Raw genomic sequence first — 14,925 nt, forward strand, 5'->3', positions numbered from 1 at the left:
TTGGCGGCGGCGCATGTGGCGGGGGTGCTGTCGCTGGAGGACGCGGTGGTGCTGGTGGGTGCGCGTGCGCGGTTGATGCAGGCCCTGCCGGGTGGTGGGGCGATGGTGGCGCTGGAGGCCACCGAGGCCGAGGTGCGGGCGGTTCTGGTGGACGGTGTGGATGTCGCTGCGGTCAACGGGCCGCGTGCGGTGGTGGTTTCGGGTGACGAGACGGCGGTGGAGGCGGTGCGTGAGCACTTCGCGGACCGTCGTACCCGGCGTCTGCGGGTGAGTCACGCGTTCCACTCGGCGCACATGGACGGCATGCTGGAGGAGTTCCTGGCCGTCGCGAGGACGCTGACCTTCCACCGGCCGACGGTCCCCGTGATTTCGAACGTGACCGGGAAGGTCGCGACCGCCGAGGAGATCACCGACCCGGAGTACTGGGTGCGGCAGGTCCGTGGGGCCGTGCGTTTCGCGGACGTGGTCACCACGCTGGCGGCCGAGGGCGCGACGACCTTCGTCGAACTCGGCCCCGACGGCACCCTCACCGGTCTCGTCGAAGGCGTCCTCGACACCGCCGCCGACCCGGCCCTGACCGCCACGGCCGTGCTGCGCCGGAAGCACCCCGAGCAGCGGACGGCGCTGACGGCGCTCGCCCGGATCCACGTCCAGGGCCACCGGGTCGACTGGACCGCCCTGCTGGGCGATGCCCGTCCCTCTGTCGTCCTGCCCACGTACCCGTTCCAGCGCCGCCGCTACTGGCTGGAGCCCGCCGCCCGGACCGGCGACCCCGAGGGCCTCGGCCTGACCCCCACCGGGCACCCGTTGCTCGGCGCGGTGGTCGCCCTGCCCGACGGCGAGGGCGCAGTCCTCACCGGCAGCCTCTCCCTCGCCACCCACCCCTGGCTCGCCGACCACGCCGTCCAGGGGACCGTCATCGTCCCGGGCACCGCCCTGCTGGAGTCGGTGGTCCGGGCGGGCGACGAGGTCGGCGCGAGCACCCTGGACGAGCTGGTGATCGAGGCGCCGTTCGTGCTGCCCGAGCACGGTGCGCTGCATCTGCGGGTGACCGTCGGCGCGCCGGACGCGGCCGGCGCCCGCCGGGTCGCCGTGCACTCGCGGCCTGCCGCCGGGCCGACGGCCGTCGACGACACCTGGACCCGGCACGCCAGCGGCACCCTGCTGGGCGCTCCCGCCGCCGCTCCGGTGGTGAGCCTGGAGCAGTGGCCGCCGGCCGGTGCGCGGGCGCTGGACATCGAGCACCTCTACGAGGACCTCGCCGCCGGGGGCCTCGCCTACGGACCCGCCTTCCGGGGGCTGCGGGCCGCCTGGCAGGACGGCGACACCTTCTTCGCCGAGGTGGCGCTGCCCGAGGCCCAGGCCGGGGAGGCCGCCCGGTACGGCCTGCACCCCGCGCTGCTGGACGCGGCGGTCCACCTCACCGTGCACCAGCGGCTGGTGGACAGCCCGCCCGGGGTGAGCCGGCTGCCGTTCGCCTACAGCGGGGTGCGGCTGCATGCCGCCGGGGCGAGCGCGCTGCGGGTGCGGCTCCGCTACACCGAGCCGGAGGTGCTGGCCGTCGACGTCGCGGACGCCACCGGCGCGCCGGTCGCCTCGGTGGAGGCGCTCCGGGCCCGGCTGGTCTCCGCCGAGCAGCTGGCCCCGGCGGGCGGCGCCGAGCGCGACGCGCTGTTCGCGCTGGACTGGCCGGAGGTGGCGGTCACGGCTGCCGGGGTGCCGTTGGGGGAGGTGCTGCCGATCGACGGGGACGTGACCGAGACCCTGGTCGCGCTCCAGGAGTGGCTGGCCCGGGACACCGGCGCGGGTGACCCGCTGGTCGTCCTGAGTCGCCTCGCGGTGGCGGTCGACGGGTCGGAGACGCCGGACCTGACCGCGGCGCCGGTGTGGGGCCTGGTGCGTTCGGCGCAGTCGGAGCACCCGGGCCGGATCGTGCTGGTCGACACCGACGGTTCGGCGGCCTCGCAGGCCGCCCTCGGCGCGGCGGTGGCCGGTGGCGAGCCTCAACTCGCCCTGCGTGAGGGCCGGGTGCGGGTGCCGCGGCTGGCCCGCGTCGCGGTGCCGGAGGTCGCGGTCTCGGCGCGGGACTGGGATCCGGAGGGCACGGTGCTGATCACCGGCGGCACCGGGACCCTCGGCGCCCTGCTCGCCCGGCACCTGGTGGCCGAGCGCGGGGTGCGTCACCTGCTGCTGCTGTCCCGCCGGGGCGCCGGCGCGCCGGGCGCGGCCGAGCTTCGGGACGAACTCGTCGCCCTCGGCGCGGAGGTGACGATCGAGGCCGCCGACACCGCCGACCGCGAGGCCCTCGCCGCCGCCGTCGCGGCCGTCCCGTCCGCGCACCCGCTGACCGCCGTCGTCCACACCGCCGGCGTGGTCGACGACGGCGTGCTGAGCGCGCTGACCCCCGAGCGGCTGGCCGCGGTCTGGGCCCCCAAGGCCGACGGCGCCCGGCACCTGCACGAGCTGACGCGCGGCCACGACCTGGCGGCGTTCGTGCTCTACTCCTCCGTCGCCGCCGTGCTCGGCGGCCCGGGGCAGGGCAGCTACGCGGCCGCGAACACCTACCTGGACGCCCTCGCCGCCCACCGGCGCGCCATCGGTCTGCCCGCGCAGTCCCTCGCCTGGGGGCAGTGGGCCGAGACCAGCGGCATCACCGGGCACCTGACCGAGGCGGACCTCCGCCGGGCCGCGCGCGCCGGACTCCGGCCGATCCCCACCGAGCGCGGAACGGCCCTGTTCGACGCGGCCGAACGGGTCGGCGCCGGCTTCCTGGCCGCCGTCCCGCTCGACCTGGCCGCCGTCCGGGCGCAGCGCGAGGTGCCGCCGCTGCTGCGCGGGCTGGTCCCGCCCGCCCGGCGCGCCGCGAGCGCGGCGTCCCCGGCCGCCGCGGCGCCGAGCCTGCTGCCCCGGCTGGTGGCGCTGGGCGAGGAGGAGCGGGTGGCGGCGGTCCTGAAGCTGGTCCGTACCGAGGTCGCGGCCGTGCTCGGCAGCGAGCCGGGCGCGGTGCCGCCCGGCAAGGCGTTCAACGACCTGGGCCTGGACTCGCTCAGCGCGGTCGAACTGCGCAACCGGATCACCGCCGCCACCGGCCTGCGGCTGCCGCCGACGGTGACCTTCGACCACCCGGACCCGACCGAACTCTCCGCCCATCTCTCGCGGTTGATCGCCGAATCGGCGAGTGACCCGCTGGCCGCCGCCGCGGCGGCCGAGGGGACCGGCCCCGCCCGGGCCGGAGCGGAGGACGATCCCCGGAACCCGCTGTCCACGCTCTACCGCCGCCTCGCGGCCCGGGGCGGTTTCCCCGAGGCGTCGGCGCTGATCGGCGTCGCCTCGCACCTGCGGGACCGGTTCGACGCGGCGGAGCGGTCCGAGCGGGCCCTCAAGCCGATCCGACTCGCCACCGGGGGCGGCGAGGTGGCCGTCATCGCCTTCCCGGCCCTGAGCGCGATCTCCGGCCCGCACGAGTACGCCCGGCTCGGGCACGCCTTCGAGGGCGAGCGGGACGTCTTCGTCGTCCCCTCGCCGGGCTGGGACCCGTCCGACCGGCTGCCCGACCACCTCGACACCTACCTCGCCATGCAGACCGAGGCCGTGCTCGAACTCCTCGGCGAGGAGCGTCCGTTCGTGATCGTCGGCCGCTCGATGGGCGGCTGTGTGGCGCACGCCGTCACCGAACGGCTGGAGGCGCGCGGTCGCGCGGTCGCGGGGCTGGTCCTGGTCGACTCGTACCCGATGGACAGCGCGGCGCGCGAGGGCATGGGGGAGTGGTGGCTGCACTCGATGCTCGGCGGCATGATCGACCGGATCGAGCAGTACGACATGGTCTGGAGCGACGCCAGCCTCACCGCCATGGGCGGCTACAACAACGTGTTCGCGGGCTGGCGGCCCGCGCCGGTCGCGGCGCCGATCCTGGCCCTGCGGGCCGACACCCCGTTGCGCGGCATGGTCGTCGACACCACCGAGCGCGAGGACTGGCGGGCGTACTGGCCCGTGCCGCACGAGGTCCAGGACATCCCCGGTGACCACTTCACCGTGCTGGAGCACCACACGCCGTCGACCGCGGACGCCGTCCGCCGCTGGATCGACGGGATCGAGCGGCGCACGTCCTGAGCCGCCGAGCCCCCGAGGGTGCCGCGAGAACCGCGGGCACCACCGATCCCCTGAGGAAGGAAACAGGAATGACCCACCCCGTAGTACTGGTCACCGGCGCGGCGTCGGGCATCGGCGAGGCGACGACGAGGCTGTTCGCCGAGCGGGGCCACCGCGTGGTCGCCGTGGACGTCGACAAGGCGGGCCTGGACGCGCTCGCGGACGTCGAAGGCGTCGTGACCCTGGTCGGCGACGTGTCGTCGGAGGAGACCAACGTCCGGGCGGTCGCGCTCGCCCAGGAGCGGTGGGGGCGGCTGGACGCGGCGGTCCTCAACGCCGGGACGGGCGGCGGCGGGCCGCTGGAGGCGCCGGGCGCGGTCGAGCGCTTCGACCGACTGTTCGAAATCAATGTGCGCAGCGTGGTGCTCGGGATCCGCGCCGCCGCACCGGCGCTGCGGGAGGCCGGCGGCGGGGCGATCGTCGCCACCTCCTCCGTGTCCGGCCTGCGCGGCGACCCGGGGACGTGGGCGTACAACGCGACCAAGGCGGCGGTGATCAACCTGGTCCGCGCCACGGCCATCGACTACGCGGCGCAGGGCATCCGGATCAACGCGATCGCGCCCGGCGGCACGGTCACCGGCCTGACCGCCGGGCAGGTCGCCGATCCGGAGTTCTCGGCCTTCATCACCCGCCGGATCCCGGTCCAGCGCTGGGCCGAGGCGCGCGAACAGGCCGAGGTGGTCTGGTTCCTGGCCTCTCCGGCGGCCTCGTACGTCACCGGGGTCACCGTCCCGGTCGACGGCGGGCTGAGCGCCAACGGCGGCATCCTGCTCCCGCCGCCGGCGGCCCCGTCCCGCTGAACCGCGCCGCCCCACGCCCCACGCCCCACCACCACCACCGATTTTTCCGTTCCACCCCGTTTTCCGTCCACCGAAGAGAGCGAGAAACCCATGAGCATCGAGGCGAACAAGGCCCTGGTCGAGCGGTACTACCACGAGCTGGTCACCGGGCAGCGGGTCGAGCTGCTGGAGGAGCTGGTCGCCGAGGACGCCGCCGACGAGACCCGGGTCGGCCCGGGCGGCAGCGGTACCCGCGCGGACTTCGAGGAGCACCTGCGCTGGCTGTGGCAGAACGTCCGCGACGTGAAGGCCACCGTGGAGGACCTGGTGGCCGAGGGGGACCGGGTGATCGCGTTCTGGCGGATCGAGGGCACGCACGTCGGCCCGATCTTCGGCGTCCCGGCCACCGGCCGGTCCTTCGTGGGCCACAGCATCAGCTGGCTGACGGTGCGGGACAACAAGGTCGTCCGCTACAACGTGCTCCCGGACCGTCTGGGCATCGTCCAGCAGCTGGCCCCGGCCACCGTCTGACCCGGCCGCTTCCCCCGGCGGGCCCGGCCGCTTCCGCTTCCCCGCGGCCGGGCCCGCCCCGTTCCACCCGGTCACCACCGCCCGGTCACCACCGCCCAGTCACCACCACCCTCAGGAGCCCGCCCATGACGACCGGCCCGACCCCGGCCGACGCCGAGGAGCTGCGCCAGCTGCTCGCCCGTTTCTCGCACGCCTTCGACAACGCCGACGCACAGGCGCTGGCCGAGGTTTTCGCCGAGGACGGGGTGATCGAACTGACCCGCACCGGCGCGGTGTTCACCGGCCTGGAGAAGATCCGGGTGTTCGCCCGCGACCTCGGCCCGGACCACCCGGACCACCAGACCCTGGACTCGGTGCTCACCGTCGACGAGGACGGCACCGTCCGCGGCCGCAGCCGCTACCTGGCGATCCTGCCGGACGGCAGCGTCCACAACGGCGACTACTTCGACGTGTACACCCGCACCCCGGACGGCTGGCGGATCGCCCACCGCCGCTCCGTCCCCCGCTACCCGCGTCAGCACCACCACCGCGACTGAGACCCCCGGCACCACCACCCGGCGGGCTCGTCCCGCCCCTCGTCGGGCGCACTCGAACGGCGGTCCGAGTGCGCCCGACGATCCCTCCGGTGCTCCCGTCGGAGCCGTCGTCGAAAACCTGACGGAGCATCAACATTCCTCTGTGGACCGTCCATCACGACATCGCATCGGTCTGACGGTGCGGTCGCCGAGTGCCGGAACGGGAAGATCCGCCGCTGCTATCCTCGCCGCGAACCCGGGCCGGTCACCTCACCGCCGGCCGAGTGCGTCCAGGGGGTGGAGCGTGGCCGAGCCGGTGCTCGTGGTGGACTTCGGAACATCGTCGTCGGCGGCAGCCGTGGTGCTGGACCGGGGCGAGCGGCTGGTGAAGGAGCCGTCGAGCGGGCTGCTGTCCTGGCCCTCGGCGGTCTGCGCCGACGGTGACCGGCTGCTCGTCGGCTCGGCGGCCGAGCACCGCAAGCGGGCCGAACCGTCCGCCTACCGGGCCGAGTTCAAACGCGACCTGGGCGAGCGGGCGCCCGTCCCGCTGGGCGGCCGGCAGTACCCGGTGAGTGCCCTGGTGGCCGCCGTGCTGGCGGAGTTCCGCGCCCAGGGGCAGGTCATGATCGGTCGCGGTGTCGATCGGTTGGTGGTGACGGTGCCGGCGTCGTACGGGCCGGTGGATCCGCGGCGGGAGGCGATGCTGGCGGCGGGTGCGGCGGCGGGGTTCCGCAGTGTGGAGCTGTTGGCGGAGCCGGTGGCGGCGGCGCACGCCTCGGTGGCGGGGGAGCCGTTCGCGGCGGGTGAGACGGTGCTGGTGTACGACTTCGGTGGTGGCACCTTCGACACGGCGTTGGTGCGGATCGGTGCGGACGGTGCCTCGCACACGGTGCTGGGGCATGCGGCCCTGGACGACTGCGGCGGCCGCGACATCGACGCCCTGCTCGCCGGGCGGATCCGCGAGCGCGGGCGGGAGTGGCTGGAGCCGCTGCTCGGGGCGGGCGGCGCCGGCGCGCTGCGCGCCCAACTCGAACTCGGCGACTTCGTCCGCCGGATCAAGCACCAGCTCACCGAGTCCGCCCAGGTCGAGGACTACCTGACCCCGCTCGGCCCGGCGAGCCGGGTGGCCCGGGACGAACTGGAGTCGCTGATCGGTCCGTTGCTGGACCGGACGGTGGAGTGCTGTCGCCGGTTGCTGGCGGACTGCGGGGTGCGGCCCCGGGCGGTGGACTCGGTGCTGCTGGTGGGTGGCACCACCCGGGTGCCGGCGGTGCGGGCGCTGTTGGCGGACCGGTTGGGCCGTCCGCTGCGGCTGGTGGAGGACCCGGACCTGGCGGTGGTGCACGGCGCCGCCGCCTGGGCCGCCCGCTCCGCCGACCGCCGACTCGGCCCGCTCCGGCTGCCCACCCACACCCGCCCGCTGGCCTGGGGCTTCCCCGCCGGGACGGCCGAGGTCGTCGGCTGGGCCGTCCCCGCCGCGACCGCCTACGGGGCCGGGGCCGTGCTCGGCTCGCTGCGGCTGCCCGACGGCAGCCTCTGGGAGCTCACCGCGGACGAACCCGGCACGATGGTGCGGCAACTGGTCGCTCCGGGGGCGGCGGTCGGTCCGGGCGAGTGGCTGCTGGCGGTCCGGCCGGACGGCGCGGCGCAGGATCCCGACCCCGGGTCCGGCGCGCACGCCCCGCCGGGATACCCGCCGTCGCCGCCGGGCCGCCCGGCCTGGCCGGGCCGGACCGGGACGGCGATGCTGGCACTGCTGGGAGTGTCCCTCCTCGGCTACGGGCTGCTCGGACTCGTCGACCAGGTGGACCCGGGCCGGTCCGTGTTCCTGCTGGTCGGCCAGGCCGCGCTGGTGGCGCTGGTGGCAGGTCTCACCGCCGCCGGCCGCGGCGTGGCCGGGGCCTGGCGTCCGGCCGCGGCGGCGCTGCCGCTGCTGGTGCTGTGCTGGGTGTGCTGGCAGCTGGAGACGGAATTCGGGAACCGCGAGACGCAGCTGCCGTTCGACGAGAGCCCGACCTTCTACCAGTTCCAGCAGTCGGCGCTGATGCTGCTCGGCACCGGGCTGGTGGCCGCCGCGCTGGCGGTGCGCCGCCGTCGGCGCGCGGAGGAAGCGGTGCCGTGGTGGAGCTGGCTCGGCGGGCTGCAGGGGGCGGTGCTGGCCGGCGGCGCGACCTGGTTCGCGGTCGGCTCGCGCGGTGGCCGTTACGGCGCGCTGGAGATCGGGGACCTGCTGACCGTCACGCTGCCCTGCGTGGCCGGGGCGGTCACCGGCGTCCTGGTCGTGCGCGCCGCCGGCCGCTCCCGGTCGTCCGCCTGGGCGGGGTTCGCGGCCGGTCTCGTCACGGCGGCGCTGATCGCCGCCGGTGCCCACGAACTCGACCACGGCCGGTGGGTCGTGGAGGCCGCCGCCGTGGTGGCCGCCGCCGGAGGCGCGGCGGGTCTCGCCCTGGCGGCCCGGGCCCGGGCCCGGATCGCCGAGCGGGTGGCGGGGCTGCCGGCGGCCAGTTGGTGCGCCCTGCTGTTCGCGGGGCTCGTCGCGGTGAACGGAGTGCTCCTGTGAACCTCGCGGAATCGAGAGGGCCCTGGCTGCTGGGCGAGGGCGGACTGACGGTGCTCGCCGTCGTCGTCCTGGTCACCGCGGCGGTGACGCTCGCGGCGGCGGCCGCCCGGGGCCGGGGCCGCTCGGCCGGGGCCCGCACCGGGCTGGGGCTGGGGGCGGCGGCGGCCCTCGCGGGTGCCGCCGCCCTGACGGTGACGCGGGCGGACGGCCAGTTCCTCGCGATGCTCGGCGTCGTGCTGCCGTTCGGCCTGGCCGCCGGGGCGGTGGGCTGGGCGGTCCGGCTGGCCCGTCACGGTGGCTGAGTGCCGTCGGCCCGCGCCGCCCGGCACGGCCCCGGGGCCCGCGCACTCCCGACGGTCCGGCGCCTTTGAGGGCCTCGCGACGGCCCGACGGTCCGAGCGACCGGAAGATCTCACAGGAAGGGGCGCGGCATGACCGCCGAACCCGTGCTCGTCGTCGACTTCGGTACCTCCTCCTCGGCCGCCGCCGTGGTGCTGGACGGCCGTGAGCGGCCGCTCAAGGAGCCGTCGAGCGGGCTGCTGTCCTGGCCGTCGGCGGTCTGTCTCGCGCCGGACGGGCGGCTGCTCGTCGGCTCGGCGGCGGAGCGCCGCAAGCGGGCCGAACCGGACTCCTTCCGGGCGGAGTTCAAACGCGATCTGGGCGAGCGCGTGCCGGTCGTGCTGGGCGGGCGGGCCTTCACCCCCGTCGCCCTGGTGGCCGCCGTGCTGGGCGAGTTCCGGTCGCAGGCGGGGACCGTGGTGGGTCGCGGTGTCGATCGGTTGGTGGTGACGGTGCCGGCGTCGTACGGGCCGGTGGATCCGCGGCGGGAGGCGATGCTGGCGGCGGGTGCGGCGGCGGGGTTCCGCAGTGTGGAGCTGTTGGCGGAGCCGGTGGCGGCGGCGCACGCCTCGGTGGCGGGGGAGCCGTTCGCGGCGGGTGAGACGGTGCTGGTGTACGACTTCGGTGGTGGCACCTTCGACACGGCGTTGGTGCGGATCGGTGCGGACGGTGCCTCGCACACGGTGCTGGGGCATGCGGCCCTGGACGACTGCGGCGGCCGCGACATCGACGCCCTGCTCGCCGCCGGCGTCGCCGCCGCCGGGCGGGAGTGGCTCGACCCGCTGATGACCGCCGGGGCCACCCGGGCCCGGCTCGAACTCGGCGACTTCGTCCGGCGGATCAAGCACCAGCTGAGCGAAGTCCGGGAGGTCGAGGACTACTTCACCCCGGTGACCCCGGCCAGCCGGGTCGACCGGGACGAACTCGACGCGCTGATCGGTCCGTTGCTGGACCGGACGGTGGAGTGCTGTCGCCGGTTGCTGGCGGACTGCGGGGTGCGGCCCCGGGCGGTGGACTCGGTGCTGCTGGTGGGTGGCACCACCCGGGTGCCGGCGGTGCGGGCGCTGTTGGCGGACCGGTTGGGCCGTCCGCTGCGGCTGGTGGAGGACCCGGACCTGGCGGTGGTGCACGGCGCCGCCGCCTGGGCCGCCCGCTCCGCCGACCGCCGACTGCTGCCCACGCCGACCGAACCGGGCGCCGTCCCGCTCGCCTGGGACCTCGCGGCGCCCGGCGAACTCACCGCCTGGCACCTCCTGCCCGGCGCCGGCTACCCGGCCGGCGCTGCCCTCGGCACCCTGCGCACGCCCGAGGGTGCCCTGGTCGAACTCGCCGCCGCCGCCCCCGGCCGGATCGTCCGCCAGCTCCGCGCCCCCGGGGAGACGGTGGGTGCCGGCGAATGGCTGCTGGCGGTCGAACCGGAGGCGGGACCGGCGCAGGTCGGGGAAACGGCACAGGTCGGGGAAGCGGCGCAGGCCCCGGGGACGCAGCAGCCCGGACCGCGGGCCGTCGGATCGCAGTCGCCCGGATCACAGCCGCCCGCCGCCCGCCCGCCGGACCGGTGGAGCCGTGGCCCTTGGCCGTCGGTCCTGCTGTACGTGTTGGCCACGGTGGCCGGTGTGGTGCTGATGGGCAATGTCGTCGTGGGCCTCGTGCTCGGCCTGCTCGCGCTGGGCCTCCACGCCGTGATCAAACGGACCACGGCCGGGCGGCAGCAGGCCCGGGACACCCACCGGAACGGACGATGAAGGACAACAGGATGTTCGACCCCGACGGCGGCGATCCGCTGCACCTGCCCGACCAGCACGACGCCGTCGAGGGTTTCGCCGAATTCGTGGCGGAGGTGGCCGAGTTCGTCGCGGATCTGGCCGAGGACGTCGCCGGGGCGATCGGCCTCCTCGACGGCCCGGACGAGGACGGCGCGCTCGGTGGGGACGAGCCGTCGGCCGCCGGGGGAGCGGCCCTCGACGGTCCCGCCCCCGGCTCCGTCGACGCCGCGCGGGTCGGCCCGGTCGACCCGGACGCGGACGTCGACCCGACCGACCTCATCCGCGACATCCTGAACGCCGATCCGGAACAACTGGCCTCCATGGAAGAGCAGTTGAACGGCATCGTCGACCCGGACCGGACCGGTTCCCCCGGCCTCCCGCCCGACCTCCCGCCCGACCTCCGAGGATCCGTATGACCTCCTCCGCGCCGCCGCCCTCCGCCCGCGCGCTCGACACGCTGCGCGCCGACACCCTCGCGCTGTACGCGGTGCTGCGCCCGGTCGCCGCCGCCGGTGGCGCCGGTCGTGCGGTGACGGCCGAGCGGCTGGAGGACGCCGAACGGCGGCTGCGCGAGGGGACGTTGACCGTCGTGGTGTGCGGCGAGTTCAAGCGCGGCAAGTCGAGTCTGCTGAACGCCCTGCTGGAGGAGCCCGATCTCTTCCCCCAGGACACCTGGTTCGCCACCAGCCTGGTCACCACCGCCGCCTTCGGCCCGGTCGAACGGGTGGAGGTCACCCTGGACCCGCCGGACGACCGGCCCGACGAGGGGCCCACCCGGCTGGAGATCCCGCGCGGGCGCATCGCCGAGTACGCCACCGAGTCCGGTAACCCGGGCAATCTGAAGCGGGTCCGGCTGATCTCCGTCCACCTGCCGAACCCGCGGCTGGCCTCCGGTCTGGTGCTGGTGGACACCCCGGGCGTGGGGGCCGTCTACCAGGCGCACACCGCCGTGACCACGGGCTTCCTGCCGCAGGCCGACGCGCTGGTGTTCGTCACCGACGTGACCCAGCCGCTGACCGAGAGCGAACTGCGCTTCCTCTCCCGGGCCGCTGCCGCCTCCCGGGCACTGGACGGCACCGACGGACTGCTGTTCGCCCTCACCAAGATCGACACCGTCGGCGACTGGACGGCGATCCACGCCAACACCCTCGCCAAGCTCGCCGCCGCCACCGGCATCGCCCCGCAGGACGTGCCACTGGTGGCGGTCTCCGCCCGCGCCAGACTGGACCACCTGGCGCACGGGGACCCGGAGGACCTGGAGATCAGCAACTTCGAGGAGTTCGAGCGGCTGCTCTGGTCGGCACTCGCCCGGCGCCGGGCCTCGCTGCTGGTCGGCGGCGCCCTGGCCGAACTCGAGGCATCCGCGCGGACCATGCTCGCACCGGTCGAGGCCGAACTGCACGCCCTTCTCGACGAGACCCGAACCCGGCTCGCCGAACTCCGGGCCGACACCGAGGAACGCGAGCGCCGGATCGCCGAACTCGCCTCCTCCGAGGCCCGCTGGCGCCGCGAACTCGTCGACGCCGTCGCCGAACTCGGCCGCGGCCTGGGCGTGCGGGCGCAGCAGGACCTGGACCAGGTCTGGCACCGGTTCCGCACCGAATACCTCTACGACGACGCCATGCTCGCCGACCCGGACCGGCTGGTGGGGCAGTTGGCGGCCGACGCGGCGCTGGTGACGGGGACGGTCGGCGAACTGGCCGGCCTGCGGGCGGCGGAGATCCAGGCCGACTTCGCCCGCCGCAACGGCCTGGAGCTGGACGCCCGCCCGAGCGGGCGGCTGCCGGAGCCGCCGGTGCCGCCGCTGACGGTGACCGGCCGGCTCGGCGAGGACGAGCGGCGGGCCCGCGGCAGCAGCCTGCTGCGCTCGACCACCAGCTTCTCCGGCCTGGGCACGACGGCGGGCGGTCTGGCGGCGGGCGCGGTCGGCGCGATCATCGGGACCCTGGTACTGCCGGGCGCGGGCACGGCGGTCGGTGCGCAGATCGGCTCCTCCATCGGCTCGGTGGTGGGCGCCCTGTTCGGCGGGGTCGCCGGGTACCGGGGTGCCGTCCGGGAGCAGCAGATCGCCGACCGGGCCGCCCGCCGGCAGAGCCTGCGTACCGAGGTGGAGGCGATGCGGGCCGGTCAGTACGCCCATCTCGCCAATGCTGTGAGGGACTTGACGCGCACCCTGGCGGAGTCCGTCCGGGCCGAACTGGAGAGCCGGATCGCCCGTGAGCAGGCCGCCGCGCGGGACACCCTGGCCCGGCTGGAGTCCAGCCGGACCGCGACCCGTGACCAGGCGACCCGGCGGGCCGCCGAACTCGGTCTGGAACGGCGGCCGTTGACCGAGGTGAGGGCGGGGGTGGAGCGGTTGGGCACCCGGCTGGCGGCCCTGCTGGCGGAGGCGCGGTGAGCCCGGCGGGCGGACGCTGGTGGCGGTTCGGCCGCGGCGGCGAGCACCCGCCGGGGCCGCCGCACGCCTCGCCGCCCGGCCTCCCGAACGCCCGGCCCCACGCCCCGCCGGCGCCGGGAGTCGCGGGGCTGCCGGGGGCCCCGGACGGGCCGGGGGCGGACACCGCGCCGACCGGGGCGCCCCGCCTGGCCGCCGCTCCCGAGCCGGCCGTGCGCGAGGCCACCGTTCGCGAGGCGACCGAACGCGCCGTCACCGAGGCCGCCGATCTGCTCGGCCCCCGCCACCGCGCCCCGGCGGCCCTCCTCCCCGCCCTCGACGTGCTCGACGGTCTCCGCGACCTCGCCGCCCGCCCGATGCGGGTCGCCCTGGTGGGCCGGGTCAGCGCCGGCAAGTCCACCCTCGTCAACGCCCTGCTCGGGGCGCACCGGGTGGAGACCGGGACGGAGGAGCTCACCTTCAACGTCAGCCGCCTCACCCACGGGCCGGAGCGCCTGATCACCGTCCACTACAAGGACGGCCGCCCGGCCGACCGCCACCACCCGGACGAACTGCGCGCCCTCACCGCCCGGGTCCACGACGACGGCGACCCCGCCGAACTCGCCAGGCTGGACCGGCTGCGGGCGATCGACCATCTGGTGGTCACCGACCCCAGCCCCTACCTCCGCTCCTTCGACCTGGTGGACACCCCGGGCCTGGACTCGGCGTTCGGCGCCGACTCCGCCAACACCCTCCGCTACCTGGGCCGTTCGCCGGACGAGGTGCGCACGGCGTCGATCGGCCATGCCGGGAGCGCCGACGCCCTGGTGCTGGTGTTCGCCCGCGGCCTCGCCCGGGGCGAGGAGGAGCTGATCGCCGACTTCCGCGGCTCCGGCCTGGGCTCGGCCGGCTCCGGCAGCGCGCTCACCACCGTCGGCGCCCTCACCAAGGTGGAGCTGTACTGGCCCGAGCACCCCGACCCGCTCGCCGAGGGCCGCCGGAACGCGGACCGGGTGATGACCGCCGCCGGCGGCACCCGGCTGATGTACGACCTGCGCCCGCTCTGCAGCCTGGTCGGCGCCGCGGCCTGGCAGCTCACCGAGGCGGACTTCGCCGACCTCGCCGGGCTGGCCGCCGTGGAACCCGCGCTGCTCGCCCGCCGGGCCGCCCGCGGACCCTACTTCACCACCCGCCCCTACCCGGACCTGCCGGTGCCGGCCGACCGCCGCGCGCACCTGTTCGGCCTGCTGGCCGGATACGGGCTCACCCTGGCCTGCGAGCTGATCCGCGACGGCGTCGCCGGTCTTCCCGAGCTGCGCGCCGAACTCGACCGGCGCAGCGGCCTGGCCGACTTCCGCCGGCTGCTCACCGAGCACTTCGGCGCCCGGGCCGACCTGATCAAGCTGCGGGGGATCGTCGACCGCGCCCGCACCCTGCCCGACACCCTGCCGGCGGAACTCCTGCCGCCCGACCGGCCGTCGGCCGCGCGGCTCCGCGCCACCGTCGACCGGGCCGCGGGCCGCTTCGTCGATCTGGAGGTCCAGCAGCACGCCTTCCGTGAGCTGATCGTCCTGCGGGACTGCTACGACGGCAGGCTGACCGGTCTGTCGGAGCCGGAGCTGCGCGAGATCCAGCGGGTGGTGGGCGAGTTCGGCGTCACGACGGCCGCCCGCCTCGGCCTGCCGGAGGGTGCCGACGGCTCCGAGCTGCGTCGCGTCGCGCTGGACCGCCTGGCCCACTGGTCGGCGATGACCGTCGACCCCACCTTCGCCGGGCCCGCCCGCCGCGCCTGCCAGGTCCTGCGCCGCAGCTACGAACGCCTCGCCGCCACTGTCTGACCGGGCGGCCCGTGCCGCCGGGTCGCCGTGCCGCCGGGTCGCCGGGTCGCCCGGCCGTCCGCGCTCGCGGATCC

General features: G+C 76.0%; 10 protein-coding genes. All 10 read left to right on the top strand.

The features are described from left to right. The coding region (locus tag ACIQ9P_RS25410) for an SDR family NAD(P)-dependent oxidoreductase (RefSeq protein WP_402360381.1) at positions 1–4,110 on the top strand (4,110 nt) is incomplete at its 5' end. 68 nt (positions 4,111–4,178) lie between these two features. After that, positions 4,179–4,949 carry an SDR family NAD(P)-dependent oxidoreductase gene (locus ACIQ9P_RS25415; RefSeq protein WP_402360384.1) on the top strand — a complete coding sequence of 257 codons (771 nt, stop codon included), beginning with the start codon at positions 4,179–4,181 and terminating at the stop codon, positions 4,947–4,949. Positions 4,950–5,039: 90 nt separating this feature from the next. Further along, positions 5,040–5,459, top strand: coding sequence for an ester cyclase (locus ACIQ9P_RS25420; protein ID WP_391382126.1), 420 nt, complete (start codon positions 5,040–5,042; stop codon positions 5,457–5,459). A gap of 125 nt (positions 5,460–5,584) precedes the next feature. Beyond that, positions 5,585–5,995 (top strand): nuclear transport factor 2 family protein, encoded by a 411-nt coding sequence (locus ACIQ9P_RS25425; protein WP_402360387.1) that lies wholly within the window; start codon positions 5,585–5,587, stop codon positions 5,993–5,995. A gap of 283 nt (positions 5,996–6,278) precedes the next feature. Further along, positions 6,279–8,534: an Hsp70 family protein gene (locus ACIQ9P_RS25430; RefSeq protein WP_402360390.1), complete on the top strand. Its 2,256-nt coding sequence runs from the start codon at positions 6,279–6,281 to the stop codon at positions 8,532–8,534. After that, the gene (locus ACIQ9P_RS25435; protein WP_402360393.1) at positions 8,531–8,836 is read left to right on the top strand and encodes a hypothetical protein; all 306 of its coding nucleotides are present in this window, start codon (positions 8,531–8,533) and stop codon (positions 8,834–8,836) included. The genes ACIQ9P_RS25430 and ACIQ9P_RS25435 overlap by 4 nt, the downstream gene beginning before the upstream one ends. 129 nt (positions 8,837–8,965) lie before the next feature. Then, on the top strand, positions 8,966–10,618 hold the full coding sequence (locus tag ACIQ9P_RS25440; protein WP_402360395.1) for an Hsp70 family protein: 1,653 nt from the start codon (positions 8,966–8,968) through the stop codon (positions 10,616–10,618). Beyond that, on the top strand, positions 10,615–11,055 hold the full coding sequence (locus ACIQ9P_RS25445) for a hypothetical protein (RefSeq protein WP_402360398.1): 441 nt from the start codon (positions 10,615–10,617) through the stop codon (positions 11,053–11,055). The genes ACIQ9P_RS25440 and ACIQ9P_RS25445 overlap by 4 nt, the downstream gene beginning before the upstream one ends. After that, the gene (locus tag ACIQ9P_RS25450) at positions 11,052–13,037 is read left to right on the top strand and encodes a dynamin family protein (RefSeq protein WP_402360401.1); all 1,986 of its coding nucleotides are present in this window, start codon (positions 11,052–11,054) and stop codon (positions 13,035–13,037) included. Before ACIQ9P_RS25445 ends, ACIQ9P_RS25450 begins: the two co-directional genes overlap by 4 nt. Next, entirely contained in the window at positions 13,034–14,851 is a 1,818-nt protein-coding gene (locus ACIQ9P_RS25455) for a dynamin family protein (protein ID WP_402360404.1), read from the top strand. The genes ACIQ9P_RS25450 and ACIQ9P_RS25455 overlap by 4 nt, the downstream gene beginning before the upstream one ends. Positions 14,852–14,925: the final 74 nt, after the last annotated feature.

Source organism: Kitasatospora sp. NPDC094019 (genome assembly GCF_044764505.1).
GTDB lineage: Bacteria > Actinomycetota > Actinomycetes > Streptomycetales > Streptomycetaceae > Kitasatospora.

What these genes read in the sequence shown, in the direction of transcription:
- ACIQ9P_RS25415 (WP_402360384.1), top strand. Translation starts at nt 4,179, where the DNA reads ATGACCCACCCCGTAGTACTGGTCACCGGCGCGGCGTCGGGCATCGGC.
- ACIQ9P_RS25420 (WP_391382126.1), top strand. Translation starts at nt 5,040, where the DNA reads ATGAGCATCGAGGCGAACAAGGCCCTGGTCGAGCGGTACTACCACGAG.
- ACIQ9P_RS25425 (WP_402360387.1), top strand. Translation starts at nt 5,585, where the DNA reads ATGACGACCGGCCCGACCCCGGCCGACGCCGAGGAGCTGCGCCAGCTG.
- ACIQ9P_RS25440 (WP_402360395.1), top strand. Translation starts at nt 8,966, where the DNA reads ATGACCGCCGAACCCGTGCTCGTCGTCGACTTCGGTACCTCCTCCTCG.
- ACIQ9P_RS25445 (WP_402360398.1), top strand. Translation starts at nt 10,615, where the DNA reads ATGAAGGACAACAGGATGTTCGACCCCGACGGCGGCGATCCGCTGCAC.
- ACIQ9P_RS25450 (WP_402360401.1), top strand. Translation starts at nt 11,052, where the DNA reads ATGACCTCCTCCGCGCCGCCGCCCTCCGCCCGCGCGCTCGACACGCTG.